This window comes from Pseudomonas extremaustralis (genome assembly GCF_900102035.1).
In the GTDB taxonomy this organism is placed as follows: domain Bacteria; phylum Pseudomonadota; class Gammaproteobacteria; order Pseudomonadales; family Pseudomonadaceae; genus Aquipseudomonas; species Aquipseudomonas extremaustralis.
In genome coordinates this window covers 1,604,331-1,622,562 of record NZ_LT629689.1, presented here as the reverse complement: position 1 = coordinate 1,622,562, position 18,232 = coordinate 1,604,331, and the positions used below count along the sequence as shown (strand labels likewise).

15 protein-coding genes are annotated in these 18,232 nt (G+C 60.0%); 3 read left to right on the top strand and 12 right to left on the bottom strand.

Features of this window, described 5'->3' with window-relative positions; translation table 11 throughout:
- The 11 genes from BLR63_RS07735 to glgA all read right to left on the bottom strand — a co-directional run bounded on the left by BLR63_RS07735 (position 1) and on the right by glgA (position 11,965).
- On the bottom strand, positions 1–291 hold the full coding sequence (locus BLR63_RS07735) for a F0F1 ATP synthase subunit C (protein WP_010562891.1): 291 nt from the start codon (positions 289–291) through the stop codon (positions 1–3).
- A 40-nt stretch (positions 292–331) separates the two neighbouring features.
- The gene (locus BLR63_RS07730) at positions 332–1,033 is read right to left on the bottom strand and encodes a F0F1 ATP synthase subunit A (RefSeq protein ID WP_010562892.1); all 702 of its coding nucleotides are present in this window, start codon (positions 1,031–1,033) and stop codon (positions 332–334) included.
- A complete protein-coding gene (locus tag BLR63_RS07725) occupies positions 1,024–1,347 on the bottom strand; it encodes an N-ATPase subunit AtpR (RefSeq protein WP_010562893.1) in 324 nt (107 codons plus the stop codon). Before BLR63_RS07725 ends, BLR63_RS07730 begins: the two co-directional genes overlap by 10 nt.
- Entirely contained in the window at positions 1,340–1,690 is a 351-nt protein-coding gene (locus BLR63_RS07720; protein ID WP_010562894.1) for an AtpZ/AtpI family protein, read from the bottom strand. The genes BLR63_RS07725 and BLR63_RS07720 overlap by 8 nt, the downstream gene beginning before the upstream one ends.
- Entirely contained in the window at positions 1,687–2,091 is a 405-nt protein-coding gene (locus BLR63_RS07715) for a F0F1 ATP synthase subunit epsilon (RefSeq protein ID WP_010562895.1), read from the bottom strand. The genes BLR63_RS07720 and BLR63_RS07715 overlap by 4 nt, the downstream gene beginning before the upstream one ends.
- Positions 2,072–3,520: a F0F1 ATP synthase subunit beta gene (atpD, locus tag BLR63_RS07710; protein ID WP_010562896.1), complete on the bottom strand. Its 1,449-nt coding sequence runs from the start codon at positions 3,518–3,520 to the stop codon at positions 2,072–2,074. The genes BLR63_RS07715 and atpD overlap by 20 nt, the downstream gene beginning before the upstream one ends.
- Positions 3,521–3,887: 367 nt before the next feature.
- Complete coding sequence (locus BLR63_RS07705) at positions 3,888–4,778, bottom strand: helix-turn-helix domain-containing protein (protein WP_010562897.1); 891 nt, start codon at positions 4,776–4,778, stop codon at positions 3,888–3,890.
- Between the two features lie 214 nt (positions 4,779–4,992).
- Complete coding sequence (gene mekB, locus BLR63_RS07700; protein WP_010562898.1) at positions 4,993–6,042, bottom strand: ethyl acetate hydrolase MekB; 1,050 nt, start codon at positions 6,040–6,042, stop codon at positions 4,993–4,995.
- 83 nt (positions 6,043–6,125) lie between these two features.
- Entirely contained in the window at positions 6,126–7,775 is a 1,650-nt protein-coding gene (locus BLR63_RS07695; RefSeq protein ID WP_042946404.1) for a flavin-containing monooxygenase, read from the bottom strand.
- Positions 7,776–7,943: 168 nt separating this feature from the next.
- The gene (gene ppsA / locus BLR63_RS07690; protein ID WP_010562900.1) at positions 7,944–10,382 is read right to left on the bottom strand and encodes a phosphoenolpyruvate synthase; all 2,439 of its coding nucleotides are present in this window, start codon (positions 10,380–10,382) and stop codon (positions 7,944–7,946) included.
- Positions 10,379–11,965, bottom strand: coding sequence for a glycogen synthase GlgA (gene glgA / locus BLR63_RS07685; RefSeq protein WP_010562901.1), 1,587 nt, complete (start codon positions 11,963–11,965; stop codon positions 10,379–10,381). Before glgA ends, ppsA begins: the two co-directional genes overlap by 4 nt.
- A gap of 250 nt (positions 11,966–12,215) precedes the next feature.
- Between glgA and BLR63_RS07680 the strand changes: the two genes are divergently transcribed.
- From BLR63_RS07680 to BLR63_RS07670, 3 genes are all read left to right on the top strand, one after another.
- Positions 12,216–13,025, top strand: coding sequence for an ABC transporter ATP-binding protein (locus tag BLR63_RS07680; RefSeq protein ID WP_010562902.1), 810 nt, complete (start codon positions 12,216–12,218; stop codon positions 13,023–13,025).
- Positions 13,022–13,801 carry an ABC transporter permease gene (locus BLR63_RS07675; protein WP_010562903.1) on the top strand — a complete coding sequence of 260 codons (780 nt, stop codon included), beginning with the start codon at positions 13,022–13,024 and terminating at the stop codon, positions 13,799–13,801. Before BLR63_RS07680 ends, BLR63_RS07675 begins: the two co-directional genes overlap by 4 nt.
- Before the next feature lie 111 nt (positions 13,802–13,912).
- On the top strand, positions 13,913–15,700 hold the full coding sequence (locus BLR63_RS07670) for a sensor domain-containing phosphodiesterase (protein WP_042946405.1): 1,788 nt from the start codon (positions 13,913–13,915) through the stop codon (positions 15,698–15,700).
- Here the strand turns inward: BLR63_RS07670 and glgP are convergent.
- A complete protein-coding gene (gene glgP / locus BLR63_RS07665) occupies positions 15,697–18,198 on the bottom strand; it encodes an alpha-glucan family phosphorylase (protein WP_010562905.1) in 2,502 nt (833 codons plus the stop codon). The two genes, BLR63_RS07670 and glgP, sit on opposite strands and share 4 nt — an antisense overlap.
- Positions 18,199–18,232 lie beyond the last annotated feature (34 nt).

The following is an 18,232-nucleotide window of genomic DNA, read 5'->3' as shown; positions in this document are numbered from 1 at the left end:
CTATTTACCTGCCGCCTGGGCAACCGACGCGATAGCGGCATTCCAGAATGGGTTGGCGAAGATCAGGATCATCGACACGACAAAGCAGTAAATGGCCATTGACTCGATCATCGCCAGGCCGACGAACAACGTGCGCGTGATCGTGGCTGACGCATCGGGCTGTTGAGCCAGTGACGTGAGCGCCACGGAGACCGCCCGGCCCTCGGCCAGTGCGGGGCCCATGGTACCGAAGCCGGTGGTCAAGCCTGCCATGACAATCGAAGCAACAGCGATCCAGGTGAGAGAGTCCATAGGGGGCCTTTATGTGGGTTGAAAGAAGTGTCGCATTGGCTCAGGTCCGCGATGCCGGTTCAGGCTGCGTGGACGCTGAGCCGCTACGGGTGGCCGCAGCGATGTAAACCGCTGCCAGAATAGTAAAGATGTAGGCTTGCACCATGCCGGTGAGTAAGCCCAGCACCGTCATCACAATGGGGAAAACAAAGGGTGTGATCGATAACAGAATGGCGAGGATCATGGCGCCGCTCATCATGTTACCGAACAGGCGTACCGCCAGGGCCAGGGTGCGCGAGGCTTCGCTGATGAGGTTGAAAGGCAGCATGATCGGCGTCGGCTCCATGTACGACTTCATGTAGGACGCAAATCCCTGGCTGTAGATACCAAATATCGGTACCGCCACCAACACGCACAACGCCAGTGCCACGGTGGTCGACAGCGACGCGGTGGGCGGCTCAAAGCCAGGGACGACGGTACCCAGCGCCGAAGCAGCGACAAACAGGAACAGCGTGCCGAGAAAGCTCAAGTAACGCCGCGGATGCTTCAGGCCGACATCCTTGATCTGGCCGACAATTGCCGTCACCACCATCTCCAGCAGGTTTTGCCAGCGCGAGCGTTCGTGGCCAGTGCTCAGGCGGCGGGTGATCAGCGCCGCCCCCAACACCAGCACTGCCATCAGTGCCCACGTGAATACAATCGTGGCATTGAGCTTCAAGAAGCCAGCCTGCCAGAAGATCCACGCATCAGGCGTCAGGCGCATGGCGGTACTCCCGGCGAATGGGGGGCCTTGGTGGCGGCGGTTGGTTGTGTGACGCGCATGATGACGGTACGGGCCAGCAGGAAACCCAGCATGCACAGCCCAAACCGCAACGGTTGAGCGGCACCGACGACATAGAAGCCAAGCAATACGATCGCGGTTCGCAGTACGAGGCTGCCAAGGAACCAGCGAGCCGGCGTCCGCGACGAGGCGCCGCGGCGTACGGTCCACCAGAGCCCGCCGAAGAAAATCCCGCCCAGTATGCCGCCGGCCAACAGCGCGCCCGCCGCCATTCCCCAGTTGCCATAGTCAATCATCACCCTGCTCCTTCTCATCGAGTTCTTCGTGCATTGCCTGGTCTTCCTTGGACACCCAGTGCCACGCGTTAAAACAGCCGAGTGTCAGCCCCGCCACCAACAGCGCCAGGGTCCAAGAGCGGCCGCCGGGGTAGTGATGGTCGAGCCACAGCCCAAGGCCTGCGCCCAGTAATGTGGGAACGACCACGGACCAGCCGATCAACCCCATCATGCCCAGGCCAAACCACACGCCGGGTGTAGCACTGCGGCGCGCCTTGAGTTTTCGGGCGGCCTTGGCGCCGACCTGTTCGGCCAGGGTCGGGCTGCCGGGCCCGGGCGGTGGGCGCTTCGGGTCAGGCTTCATGAGCGGCGATCGTGTAACGATGCGAACCGGCGCATGAACCCGCTCTCCAAGCGAGCCATGGTCGCGCGCATGGCGATTTCTTGCGTGTCCAGTGTCAGAAACTGCTGCTCGACGGCCTCGTGCAATCGGGACAGATCATCACCGCGGATCGCCCGTCGCGCCGAGATCACCACCGTCTGTCCAGTCTTGACCAACACCCCCGCGTCCAGCGCCAGGAACACTTCACCTTGGGTTTCGCTCTGAAAACTGAGAATGCCCGGCACCAGCGCCGCCACGCAGTCCAGACGCCTGGGCAACAGGCCGAACGAGCCTTCGGGCGTCTCGACGACGATTCGCGACACGTTCTCTTCAACGGCGAAAATTTCGAACGGTAGCAATACCTTAAGTGTCATCAGCGGCATGACTATGCTCCTCGGAGGCAGGCGTGGCCTTCGCCTTGGCTTCACCGACGGCGCCGATCATGTAGAGCGCGCTTTCCGGGAAGTCCTTGAACTCGTCAGCCAGGATGCGCTCACAACCGTCCAGTGCATCCTGCAGGCTGACGAGCTTGCCGGGCATGCTGGTGAATTGTTCGGTGGTGAAAAACGGCTGGGTCAGGAAACGCTCCAGGCGCCGTGCGCGAGCGACCACCTTGCGGTCATCCGGCGACAACTGCTCAAGCCCGAGCATGGCAATGATGTCCTTGAGTTCTGCGTACTGGGCAAGCGTGCGGCGTATGGCCTGCGCGAGCCGGTAGTGACGCTCGCCGACAATGCCCGGTGTGAGCATCTTCGAGCTGGACTGCAGTGGATCAATGGCGGGAAACAGGCCTTCGCTCGCGCGTTTGCGCGACAACACGATCGATGCCGAGAGGTGCGAAAAGGTATGCACCGCCGCCGGGTCGGTGAAGTCGTCGGCGGGCACGTAAACCGCTTGAATAGAGGTGATAGCGCCGCTGTCAGTATTGGCGATACGTTCTTCCAGCGCCGAGAGTTCAGTGCCCATCGTCGGCTGATAGCCCAAGCGAGACGGCATTTGCCCCATCAAGCCGGAAACCTCGGAACCGGCCTGGATAAAACGAAAGATATTGTCGACGAGCAGCAGCACATCGCGATGTTGATCGTCACGAAAGTACTCCGCCATGGTCAATGCCGCGTGCCCGATGCGGAAGCGCGCCCCAGGCGGCTCATTCATCTGGGCAAAAATCATCACCATGTTGGGCAGCACGCCGGCGGCCTTCATATCGCGGTACAGCTCTTCGCCTTCTCGCGAACGCTCGCCGATGCCGCAAAAGATACTCACGCCTTCCTGGTGGCCGATCATGTTATGGATCATCTCGGTCAACAGCACCGTCTTGCCGACACCCGCGCCACCGAACAGGCCGGCTTTGCCGCCGCGCTCCAGCGGGGCGAGCACATCAATGGCTTTGATACCGGTCTCGAACACCTCGGATTGGGTAGAACGGCGCACCAACGGCGGTGGTGCCTGGTGCACGGAGCGCCACTGGACGGCGTCCAGTGGCGGCTGGCGATCGATGGTGTTGCCAAAGACATCGAACATGCGCGAAAGGATCTGATTGCCCACCGGTGCTTTTAACGGACCGCCGGTGTCTTGCACCCCCATCCCTCGCGCCAGCCCTTGGGTGGGCGTCAGTGCGATGCCACGCACATGGTGTTCGTCGCGCTGGGCCAAAACCTCGATAGTCACCTGGCCGGCGTCACCCGCGCGCAGCAGGGTATGGATGGGCGGCAACACCGTATCGAAACGCATGTCCACAACACTGCCGCGCACAGCAACCACTACACCGATGTTCGCGGCAGCGTTCTCGGGCACTATCTGTCGTTGCGTCATCTCGCATCTTCCTGTTCGGTTGTCGTGGCGAGCCTGTGTGCAACCTTGCTCAGTCAATGAGCATGTGCCGGAGCGGCGGATGGCCGGGCCTGTTCAGGGACACAGGGCAATCGACAGGAATAACCAACGGCATAGCTGCTGGCCGATGGATTAACGGCCACGCAGTGCCTGAACGTCCGCTCTGCTCCATGACTGCAGAATCCCAAGTTAGCGGTCTGACGGGCGATAGAGTAGTCCCGGAAACGACCTACAAGCAATCTTGAATAGTATTACAACGTCGTTGTCAGGCCCCCCGCCCGTATCTGCAACCCGAGGGGCCCATCCCGCTTGCGCACGATGCGCCCCCTCGGATAGCCAAACAGGCGCACTATCCGCTGGTTTTAATTCGCCTTAGTTGTGTTGGCGTTACACCGAGTTTGGTACGCAGCACACGCGTCAAATGCGCCTGATCCGAAAACCCGCAATGGTAGGCAATTTCTTTAATTGAAAGTGTGCCGCTGTATAACATTCGCTTGGCTCGCTCAATGCGCCGCTCGGTCACAAATGTATGGGGCGAACAGTCGAATGATTCGCTGAATTTCCTGGCGAATGTCCACACGCCCAAACCGACGGCGTCGGCCATTTCGTCGAGCCGTATGGAGTCTTCCAAGTGCGAATCGATAAATTCCAGTACGTATTTCTTTTGCTGTTGGGACAGGCGACCAGGCGCACTGGATTCTTTGAAGGTGACACTGGCGTAGTGTCGTAGCAGGTGAATGGCCAGTTGCAAACTCAAGGCTTCGACATATAACGCGCCCCCCATTGCGCGATTACCCACTTCATTGGTAATTGCGCCGACTATCGAGGCCAGGATCGAGTCTTGTGTGCGCAGCAGATCATGCAGGCGCACTTCTTCGATAGGCCGCTCCATGACATCCATGGCGACTCGCGACATCAGTGCATTGGAAAGATAGAGGTGAGAAACATCAATGTCTTCGGTCCAGTTCCAATGGGAGTCCTGTGACATCGTCAACAAGGAAATATCGCCCGGAGCGCAGGCGGTACGCGTCCATCCCTCATCCACGCACCTGTCCATCGGCGTACAGCCAAAAAAGTAGTAAACGATCATGAAATGATCGAGGGGTGGAATAAGGACGTCCTGACCTTTATAGCGATATGAGCGTTGTTGTATATCTTTCCAGCCGAGTTCGTCACTGGCGCTGAGAACGACGCCGGGTACCCACTCGAGAAGTTCTTTTGGCGTAATGACAGTCGGCATGCTTAACGTCTCCGTTGAGGGCCGTCATCCTTGCTCTTCTTGCGGGCCGGCGCAGAGTTGAAAGCGTTCAAGAGATGACCTGGCAATATTGTTTTTATTAGGACATTCAATCATCAGGATACTAGCAGAGGCTTTCCAGCCCTGGAAAAAGACGGCCGCTTATGGGCGACCGTAACGGGGCTGCGAGACTGGGTTATTGGCTGGCGAGCTATTTTCAATACGCGGGAGATGACAGCAACTCTGCCAGATGGGCATCCAGTTGATCGAGCATTTGAGCATCGGTACCAAACAGTCCGAGATGACCATCGATTGATCTCAAGGGCCTGAACTCGCTGTTCGGAATCATTTTTTGTTCCGACAGACAATCGTCCACGGTAAAGAACTGGTCATGCGAGATGGGCATCACATAGGTCTTCGCTTTGATCCGCCCAAGGGCCTTCGCAAGATCACCGCCCGTATGTCGACTGACATCCCCGCGCTGCCATTTCCAGGCCATGGTCAGCAGGTTGTTAGGGTCCATTGGTGCAAAGTAGCGCTTCATGAAACCGTCGACGAACATCTGCATCGACTCGAAACCCAGCGCCTTATGCCGTCCGGTGCGGAAGAATTCGGGACTCCAGCCCATCAGCGTCCAAAGTTTCGCGTGCCGCTCAAGTCCGGCCGCCACTGCCGATGATGAGCGGTATAAGCCCGCCTGGAAGGCCGGATCGGTAGTGATCGCTTCAATGAGAATTTCAGTGAACAGGAAGTCGTGCTCGCTATTGCGCGCCGTACCCGCAATCGCAGCGGCGCGCTTGACGAAGTCTGGATAGCGCACGGCCCACTCGTAGGTTTGTTGAGCCCCCATCGACCCCCCTACCACTAACGCCAGGCTCTCTATTCCAAAATACTCGGTCAGCAACGTGTGCTGGGCACTGACGTCATCGCCGATCCTGACATTCGCAAAGCCGGGGCCTGCCAGTGAACCGCCCGTGTTACTGGCGGAGCTGGAAAGGCCATTACCGATCTGGTTGACCACGATGATGCAGTATTTCGAAGGGTCCAGCGCGCGGCCTTCGCCAATGTATATCTGCTCCATCGCCTTGCTCGTGCCCGAATACCAGGTCGGAACAAGTATGGCGTTGCTTTTGTCGGCGTTCAGGGCGCCATGCACGGCGACTGCCAGAAGGCATTCAGGCATGCATGAACCTTCTTCAAGCGGGAGCGGCCCGATATTAATAAGCTCAAAAGGACCGTGATTTTCTTCGGTGTAATAGCTGTTCATTTCAGGTTACCTCGTTTATCGAGCTGTCACGCCGGCATGCAACGTCGTCGTGACAGCCTCAACTAATGAGCAGTCATTCGACCTCAAGCCATTTCAAAGCCTGGGTAACCCTGTGCGGCTATTTCCGCGCATCGGCGATGATAATCACCGGCGCCGCCGATATACGATAAAAGCCGACGCGGTTTTCCGTCCACGTTGGAGCCCATGTACCAAGAGTCGGTTTTGACTACCAGGGTCTTGGCCGCCGTCTCATCGTGATGCTGAACCCAATTGTCCTCGAGCGCTTTTGAGGCTTCGACGACGTGCTTGCCATGCTCGGCAGCAAACTCAATGCATCCGGTGATCCAGTCCACCTGCTGCTGCAGGCAGGTGGTCATGTTGCACAGTGCCGCCGACGGTGCCAGCGGTGCACCTGTCGTGAACAGGTTGGGGTAGCCATGGATCTGCAGTCCCATGGCTGTGCGGATTTCTTGTTGCCATTGCTCCTTCAGCGACCGGCTGTCGCGACCTCGAATGTCGATCCGGCTGAGGGCGCCGGAGCCGGCATCAAACCCCACGGCCAGCACGATGATATCGACCTCGTGAATCTTTCCATCCGCGGTCTGGATGCCCTGCGGCACAATGCGCTCGATCGGTGACTGCTTGCAGTCGACCGCCTTGACGTTGGATTGCAAATAGACCTCAAGGTAGTTGTTTTCCAGCGGTACGCGATGGGTGCCGAAGCCATAGTCGGTCGGGATCAGCAGGTCGCAAAGATCGGGCCTCGACCGCAGACGCTCGCGCATTTTGATCCGCACGAATTGCGACACGACTTCGTTGACCTGCTCGTCAAAGAACATCTCGGGGAAAGACGCCAGCCACATGGCTAAAGAGCCATCTTTCCAGAGCTGTTCAAGCACGGCTTGTCGCTCGTCCGGGGTTTTCTCGGCCCAGGGGCCGGCGTCGAAGTCATAGTCGAACCCTGCGAAGGTTTCTCGCACGCGCTTTTTGAGTTGGTGGAATTGAGTGCCCCACTTTTCCCAGTCTGCTTTGCTGTATTTAGGGTTCCTCATCGGAATCACATACTGCGGGGTGCGCACGAACACCGTCATTGATCCCACCGTTGGGGCGATGGTCTGAATCACCTGAATGCCGGTGGCGCCGGTACCCACCACGGCCACGCGCTTACCATTGAAGTCCACTGGGTCTTTTGGCCACAGGCCGGTGTGATAGATCTGGCCCTGGAAGTCGGCTTGGCCAGGGAACCGATCGGACAGTGGAGCGGACAACATGCCGCAACAGGAGATCAAGTATTGCGTGTTGATCGTTTCCCCCGCTGCGGTGGTCACCACCCAGCGACCACTGTCCTCGCAGAAGTGAGCGCTGGCGATACGGGTATTGAACTGGATATCTTTCTTGAGGTTCAGCCGATTGGCGACGAAGTTCAGCCACTCCTCGGTTTCGGGCTGCGCGGGAAAGCGCTCGGTTGGCTGCCACGATTTATAGAGTTCTTCCGAGAACCAGTACTGATAAATTTCAGCTTGAGAGTCAAAACGAGCCCCAGGGTAACGGTTCCAATACCATGTTCCGCCAACGCCGGACGCCGTATCGTAGGCGCGGACCGTCAAGCCCATCTCGCGAAGTCGATACAACTGATAGAGACCCGCCACCCCGGCACCGATCACCATTGCATCCAAGAACGTAACGTTACCGTATGCGCAAGACCCAGCGGCGAGCTTAGATTGAGCACTCATTTTTAAGCCTCATATTGTTATGTTTATAGTTGCCTTGATTTTCTTGCCGCCAGGCAAAGGTCAAGACACGGATAAACGGTAACAATGAGGGCAAGTTTCACGCTTGAAGGAAATGGTGAATGGTTTGAAGAATCCGGTGTAACGGATATCTTCAAACCCCTTTTGGCGTTACGAGCGCCCATCACTCGACAACAGCGACTTCTGCACCGCCAGCACATGCCGGATCGTCGCCAGCACCGCATCCGGGCTGAGGCTCATTGAGTCGATGCCAATCGACACCAGGTATTCGGCCATCTCGGGATAATCCGACGGCGCCTGCCCACAGATTCCCGAGTGGCGACCGTTACGCTTGGCGCCTTCTACCGCGAGGCGAATCATCTGTTTGACGCCAGGGTCGCGCTCATCGAAATCGAAGGCGACGATGTCAGAGTCGCGGTCCACGCCGAGCGTCAATTGGGTCAGGTCGTTGGAGCCGATCGAGAACCCGTCGAACAGTTTGGCGAAGGCGTCGATCTGGATCACGTTGTTGGGAATTTCGCACATGATGTAGACCTCAAGCCCGTTTTCGCCGCGCTGCAGACCATGGCTGGCCATGGTCGCCAATACCCGTTCGCCCTCCGCCACAGTGCGACAAAACGGGATCATCAACTTGATGTTGGTGAGGCCGATGTGTTCACGCGCCCATTTCATCGCCGCGCATTCCAGCGCGAACCCTTCGGCATAGGCCGGATGGCTGTAGCGGGAGGCGCCGCGAAAACCGATCATCGGGTTGTGTTCTGCCGGCTCGAAATACTGTCCCCCCAGCAGGGTCGCGTATTCATTGCTTTTGAAATCGCTCATGCGCACCACGCAGGGTTTTGGATACACCGCTGCGGCAATGGTGGCGACGCCTTCGGCCAGGGTCTTGATGAAAAAGTCCGTCGGGTCTTTATACGCGGTACTCAGTACGGCGATCTGTTGACGGGTGGCGTCATCGAGCTTTTCCGGGTGGACGAGGGCCATCGGATGGATCTTGATGCATTCATTGATGATGAACTCCATGCGCGCCAGGCCGATGCCGTCTACCGGCAGCGAGGCAAGGCTGAAGGCCCGGTCGGGGTTGGCGAGGTTCATCATGATGTGGGTGTCGGGATGCCCCAGTTGGCTGAGATCGGTGTCCTCGACCTCGAACTCCAGGATGCCCTCGTAGACCGTTCCGTTTTCGCCCTCGGCGCAACTGACGGTCAACGACGTGCCGGTCTTGATCAGCGCTGCCGCATCGGCGGCCCCAACGATCGCAGGAATACCCAGCTCCCGCGCCACGATGGCGGCGTGGCAGGTTCGCCCGCCCCGGTTGGTCACGATCGCGGCGGCGGTTTTCATCACCGGTTCCCAATCCGGTGTGGTGGCCTCGGAGACCAGCACTTCGCCCGGTTGAAACGCGCTGAGCTGCTTCACATCGTTGACGACCCGGGCGATGCCCGCGCCGATGCGGGTACCGACCGCCTTGCCCCTGAGCAGGACTGGCGAACGTTGCTTGAGGTGATAGATCTGCAGCACGTTGCCTTTTTTCTGCGAAGCCACCGTTTCGGGGCGCGCCTGGACCATGTAGAGCTGGCCATCGATGCCGTCCTTCGCCCACTCCATATCCATGGGTTTGTAGGCACCGGCGTTGCTGGAGTAGTGGTTTTCAACCTTGATGGCGTAGTCGGCCAGCACCATGACGTCGGCGTCAGAGAGGCAAAAGCGCGTCTGTTCCTCGCTGGGCGTGTCGATATTCGCCGTGTATTCCTGGGCGATGTTTCCGGTATTGAGGGTGTCGGTAAACACCATCTTCTTTTCCTTGCTGCCCAGGCTGCGCTTCAGCACCGCGCGATACCCTGCGACGAAGCTGGGTTTGTGCACGTAGAAACTGTCCGGGGCGACGGTGCCCTGCACCACATTCTCCCCCAGCCCCCACGTGGCGTTGATGAACACCACATCCTTGAAGCCGGTTTCGGTGTCCAGGGAAAACATCACGCCACTGGCGCCGAGATCGCTGCGCACCATTTTCATGACGACGACGGCCAGGTCGACTTTGAAGCAATCAAAGCCGTTGTCGAATTTGTAATGGATCGAGCGATCGGTGAAGTTGGACGCCAGACAGCGTTTGTAGGCATCGAGCAGCGCCTCTTCACCGGCGATGTTCAGATAGGTCTCGTTCTGCCCGGCAAACGAGGCCTGGGGCGAATCCTCCGCGGTCGCCGAGGAGCGCACGGCCAGCGACAGGCTGTTGCCGTATTCGTGTTGGAGTTCGGCGTAGCCTTGCAGTATCGCCGCCTTCAGGTCATCCGGCAGGGTGCAGCCATAGACCACCGCCCTCGCCCGTTTGCCGCGGGCTTGCAAATCCTTGATGTCGTCGGGGTCGAGGCCGTCAAGCGCCGCATGCAAGGGCGCCCAGGCATTATTGTGCTCGAGGACGTAACGGTAGGCGTCCGAGGTAACGGCAAACCCGTTGGGTACCCGGATGCCCTCGCCGGTCAGCTTCTGGTACATCTCCCCCAGCGAGGCGTTCTTGCCCCCGACCTGCGCGACATCGTTGAGACCCAAGGTCTTGAACCAGAGGATATGAGGCTGTAAGCGGCTCACGATGTTTCTCCATCAAGTGTGGGGGCCATGCTCCTGCTGGTTTTCAGCAGTCGCAGATACAGGCGGCTGTAAGGCTTTATGGCTTGGTGCCAATTGAACGGCGCGCGCATGGCGCGGCAGCGCATCGCGTTGAGCAATTCAGGGTTGGCGAACACATTGATCGCCCGGGTCAGTGCCGCCGTGTAGCTTTCCAGGGTCGGCTCGTCGAACAGAAAACCGCTCACGCCATCTTCGATCGTGTCGGCCAGCCCACCGGTTTTGCGCGCGACCGGTAAGGAGCCGAAACGCTGCGCATACATCTGGCTCAGGCCGCACGGCTCATAGCGCGACGGCATCAGCAGGAAATCACTGCCGGCAAACATGCGCCGCGCATCCGTTTCGTTGAAGCCGATGCGCACACCGACCTGGCCCGGAAAACCCAGGGCCAGCTCCCGAACGGCCTGTTCTTCCTCAGGTTCGCCGCGGCCGATGACGACGATCTGCCCGCCCTGACTGACAATATGCGCGGCAACGCCGATGGTCAGGTCCAGGCCCTTCTGGAACACCAGGCGCGAGACCACGGCGAATAACGGCCCCGTCGATGGCCGCAGATCGAACAACCGCCGCACGTATTCAGCGTTCATGGCCTTGCCGGCCCAATCGTTGGCGCCGAACCGGCAGATCAAGTGGTCATCGGTCTCTGGATCCCAACTGGCGTCGATGCCATTGGCAATGCCGCTGAGCAGGCCTTGTTCGGCTTTGCTGTGCAAAAAGCCGTCGAGGCCACAGCCAAAGCCCGGCGTGGTGATTTCCCGGGCATAGGTGGCACTGACGGTGGTGATGTGGTTGGCATAGGCCATGCCGGCCTTGAGCAAGGAGAGCTTGCCGTGGAACTCCATGCCGTCCAGGCCCAGTGCGTGCTCGGGAATCCCCAGCTCGCGGCGGGAAGCACGGCTGACCATGCCTTGATAAGCCAGGTTGTGGATGGTGAACACGCTCGGTGTGGCCTGCCCGCGCCAGCGCATGTACGCGGGTGCCAGGCCTGCCGGCCAATCGTGGGCATGCACCAGCTCCGGATGCCACAGGGGGGTGAGCGCTCCTGCGGCGAAGTCCGCGGCGGCCAGGCCGAGACGGGCGAAACGGATGTGGTTGTCGGGCCAGTCGCGACCGTTGTCATCGACGTAGGGCGTGCCCTCACGCTCGTACAGTTCAGGGCAGATCACCACGTAAATGACCAGGCCGTCCTTCATGTCCATGCGCCCGATCTTGCACGGTGGCAGCGCCGCATGGCCACCCAGCTCGCCGATGACATGCACCGGGTTTCCACTGTTGAGGACTTGCGGGTAACCGGGCATCAGCACGCGCACATCGTGAAGGGCGTGCAAGGCCCGTGGCAATGCAGCCGATACATCGCCTAAGCCGCCGGTTTTCACCAGGCCGGCCAATTCGGAGGTCACGAACAGGATCTTTCCTCTGATTGCCGCACCGATGTCGGTGTGTGAAACCGGCGGTTGCGACAACGGATCGGCAGTCAACGTGACCCGTTCGCTGACAGCCAGCTCGAAACGCTCTCCTCGCGGGGAAATAGCGGCTACGCCCATCATTTTTTCCTTCCTGTTGAATCCAGAGAGCAGGGAGCTGCTTGAGTGAGTCTGGTGAGTATCTGGAGTTGCTCCCCGGGGCTGCTGATTTTTATCAACAAATGCGCATGGCGCATGCCCGCCACGGCCGCCGCGACATCCGGCCGCGCCTGAGCCGGATATTGTTGATTTAGCTCAATGCTTTTGCGTGGCCTTGGCGTAAAAAGGATAGGTCGGGGGGCGTGCAGCCCTGCCTCAGTCTGCGGAATCCACGATGACCGATGCCACTGAGCCCTTTGCCATCTCCATCAGCCAATTGCGCAAATGCTTCGATCACGTCGCGGCACTCGAAGGCCTGGACCTGCAAGTGGCTCACGGTTGCATATTCGGCCTGCTGGGGCCCAATGGGGCCGGCAAGAGTACGGCCATCAAGATGCTCACCACCTTGCTGGACCCCACTTCCGGCTCAGCGACAGTGGCGGGTTTCGATATCGCCCGCCAACCCGTCGAGGTCCGCCGCCATATCGGCTACGTGCCCCAGATGCTGTCCGCGGACGGCGCCCTGACGGCCATCGAAAACCTCAACCTCTCGGCACGTTTGCACGGGTTGCACGGTGCCCAGCGCCGGGCTCGGGTCAAGGACGCCATCGCGTTCGCCGGCCTTGAGGCGTCGGCCTCGAAACTGGTCCGCACCTATTCCGGCGGCATGATCCGGCGCCTGGAAATCGCCCAGGCCACCTTGCACAACCCTCAGGTCCTGTTCCTGGACGAGCCGACCATTGGCCTCGATCCCATTGCACGCCGCACCGTGTGGGAGCGGCTGGAACAGTTGCGCGACAAAGGCACGACGATCCTGATCACCACTCACGACATGGAAGAAGCCGACACGCTGTGCGACGAACTGGCCATTCTCCACCAGGGGCGGCTCGCGGTCGTCGGCAAGCCCGATGCGCTCAAGGCACAAGTGGGCGAACAGGCCAGCCTGGATGACGTGTTCGTACATTTCAGTGGCGTGGGCCTTGAGCAAGACGGCAACTACCGTGGCACCCGCGATAGCCGTGACGCTATCCAGAGGTTGGGATGAGCCGCGTGTACGATTACCTCGACGAGACATTCGCGGTCTGCGACGCCGAGGTGCGCAAGCTCGTTCGCGACCCTACCGAACTGCTGTCCAGAGCCATCCAACCGGTATTGTGGCTGGCCGTCTTCGGCCAGGTGTTCAGCCAGGTCCGGGGCATCCCCACGGGTAACTTGCGTTACCTGGACTTCATGGCCCCGGGCATCCTGGCGCAGAGCATCCTGTTCAGCGCGATCTTCTATGGCATCGCCATTATCTGGGAGCGCGACCTGGGAATCGTGCATAAACTCCTGGTGACCCCGGCACACCGTAGCGCGCTGATCATGGGCAAGGCCTTTGCGGCGGGCCTGCGCGGGCTGGTGCAAGCTGCCGTGGTGTATCTGGTGGCGATTGCCTTGCATGTTGAAATCCGCTGGGAGGTGATGCCGATGCTGACGGTGGCCGCCGGAGTCTTCGTGGGTTCGTGCATTTTCTCGACCTTTTCCCTGGTCATTGCCTGCATCGTCAAGACCCGCGAGCGCTTCATGGGGATCGGTCAAGTGCTGACCATGCCGCTGTTCTTCGCCTCGAATGCGATTTACCCGCTGGAGTTGATGCCCGACTGGCTGAAGGTGATCGCCGTGTGTAACCCGCTGACTTATCTGGTCGACGCATTGCGCTCGAGCATGATCGTCGGCGGGCACAGTGTGTATGCCCTGAGTACCAGCTTTACGGTGATGTTGTCGGTCTTCGCTATGCTTTTACTGCTGGCCGCCAGGCTTTACCCCGGACTGGCGCGTTGACAGCCCGTCGGCAGGCAGACCGTGCTACTGGCTGACGAGCCAACAATGCCATCATAATGATGGCACTGCCTGATACGGTACGAACAATACCCATCCACTCAGAGGATCATTATGGGTAACGGCGCTCCCCTTCCCTCGAACGAAACTCAACGACTGGCAGAGGTCGCGAGATTTTGTACCGTTGACAGCGAACAGGATGAGGTCTTCGACAAAATCGTTGCGATGACCTCGGCCTACTTCAACGTGCCCATCACGCTGATCTCGATTGTCGAAGAACATCGCCAATGGTTCCGTGCGCGGGTGGGCCTGGAGGCAACCCAGACGCCAAGAGAGGTGTCTTTTTGCGCCTACACCACGCTGGACAATTTAATGCTGGAGGTGTTGGACGCCACCCTCGACCCACGCTTCAAGGACAACGCCCTGGTCACGGGAGCCCCGCATATTTGTTATTACGCCGGCGCGCCATTGATAACAGCGGACGGTTTCACCCTGGGTACCCTCTGCATCATCGATAGGGTTCCCCGTGCGCCCATGAGTGAACGCGACGCGGCAATGCTGAAGAATTTTGCCGAACTGGTGATGATGCACATCGGCGGGGTAAGGTCCCGAAACTTCGTGGACCAACCCACAGGGTTATTCAACCGCCAACGGTTCGAGGAAGATATCCGTCAAGCCCTGCAGTTGAACGGCGCGTGCCAGATTTATGCGGTGGACGTCATCTCGCCGGCATTCCTCAACGATATCGTCAAGGCGCTGGGCTACAGTTTCGCCGCCGAACTTATCCAGGCCATAAAGTCCCGCCTGCAAACGCTGTTACCCCAAGATTGCCTCCTTTATAAAATCAGCCCCACCCGGTTCGGCTTCATTCTGAATGACGGTCAGCCCGCCGCGCAGATTTGCGCGCGCATCCTGTACCACTTCAAACACCCGGTCCAATGCCAAGGCATTCCCATCCCCATGCAAGTGGGGATAGGCGTACTGCCGCTACTGGAATCGGAAGAGCCTGGGCGCGACTGGTTGCGCCTGGTCATCAGCGCTGCGGACGAAGCCCGCGACCGTCAGTTGGGCTGGTCGCTCTACGAGCCGCAATTCGACGCCGCGCAACGACGGGCCTTGATGCTATTGAGTTCGCTGCCCGAAGCGATCGACGCTGACACCCAGTTCAGCCTGGTGTACCAACCCAAGATAAATCTCTCGTCAGGGTGCAGCGATTGTGTGGAAGCGTTGCTCCGTTGGCATCACCCCCTGCTCGGCAGCATCAGCCCCGCTGAGTTCATACCGCTGGCGGAGAAGACCGCGCTGATGCCGGCGATCGGGTTATGGGTGCTCAATGCCATTGTCCAGCAAGCCATTGCCTGGAAAGCGCGAGGGGTGTGCCTGCGTATCGCCATGAACATTACCGTCAGCGACCTGGAAAACGCCGGGTTCGTGGACGCCATGCTGCATGAAATCCGCATCCATGACCTCGACCCCGAAGACTTTGAACTGGAATTCACCGAAAGCATGCTGATCACCAAGCCCGAGGAGGTCATCCGCCAATTGCAGCGGGTCCGGCAGCGCGGCATCGAGGTGGCCGTCGATGACTTCGGCACTGGCTACAGCAACTGGGCGTATTTGAAGGAACTACCGGCCAATACCGTCAAGCTTGACCAGTCACTGATCAGCGGGCTGAGCACCAATCAAAACGACAAGCACTTGGTCAGAACCCTGATAGGCCTGGCCAAGGGCCTTGGCTATTGCGTCGTTGCCGAAGGCGTGGAAAACCAGGAAACCCTGGACCTGTTGATCCAGTGGGGCTGTTCGCAAGCCCAGGGTTACCTGATCGCCAGACCGATGAGCCCCGCCGCACTGGAAGACTGGATCGAACAAGGACGTTACACCGCCTTGGTCAAGCCTTAGCGCTGCCACGCAATCAACGGGTTTTCCGCCGGCAGGAAAGCCTCCGGGTGCCACGCGCGCACCCGTGGGGTGTAGTGATCCGCCGGGCGCTCGGCCGCCACCGTGGCGTAAAAGATATAGCCCTGGGTGGCGCCGGGCATTTTGTCGACGGCGTTCATCGGCAGGCACGCGTCGGGGAACCCATCGCACGCGTGGGCATAGAGTTCCACCTTGACCCATTGCGCCGCGATCTCACCCAGATAGATCGGCACGCTGATATGCAGCCAATCGCCGTCACGCCGCGATTCCACCTGACCGAAATGGATCGAGTCCCATCCTGTCGCCAGCGCCTTGTGCCAGGCATGGAGTGTGCACGCGAGCGCGGCCTGGTCCTTGCCACGGCGACGGAACGCCTGGATGGCGGGCTGGTAATACTGCTCCAGATAGTCGTGCAACATGCGATTGCTGCTGAATTGCGGCCCCAGCTGCGCCATGCTGGCGCGCATGTGTTGTACCCATTCCCGTGGAATGCCCTGGTTGTCGCGGGAGTAGAACAGCGGCACCACTTCGTTTTCGAGCACCGAGTACAAGCGTTCGGCGTCGACCTCATCGTCGCTGGGGGCGTCGCTGCCGATGGCCCAGCCGTACGCCGGCTGGTATGCCTGGGCCCACCAGCCGTCCAGTTCCGACAGGTTCAAGCCGCCATTGACGAGCACCTTCATGCCACTGGTGCCGCACGCCTCCCAGGGCCTGCGCGGGGTGTTGATCCAGACATCGACACCCTGCACCAGATACTGGGCCATCTCGATGTCGTAATCCTCCAGAAACACCACATGCCTGCGCAGCCCCGGAAGATGCACGAAGTCCATCCATGCCTGGATCAGTTGCTTGCCCTGCTCGTCGGCGGGATGGGCCTTGCCGGCGATGATCAGTTGCACCGGGTGCTGTTCATGGGTGAGCAGGCGCTTCAGACGTTCCACATCATGCAGCAGCAGGTTCGGACGCTTGTAGTCGGTGAAACGCCGCGCGAACCCGAGGGTCAGGCAGTTGGGATCGAGCACCCGTGCCGCCTCCTCCACCTGCTGCGGCGACTCGTCGCGCTGGCTCAACTGCCCGGCCAGACGCTGGCGGGCATAGTTGACCAGGTCGTGGCGTTGTTCGGCCGCCATCGCCCACAAGGCCTTGTCATCGGTGTCGGCGACCGTATCGGCCAGCGTTTCCACCGTGCCGAGCCAGCGTTCCTTGCCGCAGGAACGGGTCCATAAGTGATCGGACCATGCCGAGTCCCACGACGGTACGTGCACGCCATTGGTGACATACCCCACCGGTACTTCCTCATAGGGCCAGCGCGGGTACAGGTCACTGAACAGTCGGCGGCTGACCTCGCCATGCAAACGGCTCACGGCATTGGATTGGGCGCACCCGCGCAATGCCAGAAACGCCATGTTGAAGGGCTCGTCATCGTCCGTCGGGTCGCGCCGGCCCAACGCCAGCAGCTCCTGCGACGAGAGCTGGCAATCGTCGAGATAGCCCCGCGCATACTTGAGCACCAGTGCCGCGGGAAATACATCGAAGCCCGCCGCCACCGGCGTATGCGTGGTGAAAACGTTGCCGGCGCGCGTGGCCCACCAGGCCTGCTGGAACGATACCCCCGTCTTATGCATGAAGCGCCGTGCCCGTTCTAGCACCAGCAGCGCGGCATGCCCTTCGTTGAGGTGGCACACGTCGACGCGGATTCCCAAGGCATCGAGGGTGGCCCAGCCGCCAATGCCCAACACCACTTCCTGCAACAAGCGCATTTCCGAACCGCCGGCATACAGCTTCGAGGTGATCCCACGATCGGCGGCGCCGTTGAGCAGGTCATTGCTGTCGAGCAAGTACAGGCGCGTACGTCCGACGATGACCTGCCACACGCGCAAATGCAGGGTGCGACCGGGCAACGGCAACGCGACTTTCAGCCAGGCGCCGTCACGCCCGAATGCCGGCTGGATCGGCAGACTGGTGGGATCGTTATGGGGATAGGCTTCTTGCTGGCGACCGGCGGCGTCGATGGACTGTCGAAAATAACCTTCCTGATAGAGCAGACCGACGCCCAGGATCGGCACGCCCATGTCGCTCGCGGTCTTGAGGTAGTCGCCCGCCAGCACCCCGAGGCCACCGGCATAGAGGGCCAGCGCCTCGCTCAGGCCGAACTCCATGCTGAAGTACGCGACCTGTGCCCCATCGTTGAGCGGTCGTTGCCCCGCATACCAGCCGGGCTCGTCCAGGTAGCGCCGGTGCTCGTCGATGGCGCGGGCGAGGGTTTGTGAAAACGCGGCGTCCTGGCAGAGCGCTTTGAGCCGCTGGGGCGCGGTGTTCTGCAGGATCAGCCAAGGGTTGTGGGTGCGCGCCCAAAGCAGCGGATCGATGGCTTTCCACAACTCGTCGAGCGCGTGATTCCAGGTCCAGCGCAGGTTAAGCGCCAGTTCGGTCAAATCGTGCAACTGTTTGGGCAGCTTACGTGGCAAGAATGCGTACACGACAACACCTCACGGTCATCCCCAGGTCTACCGG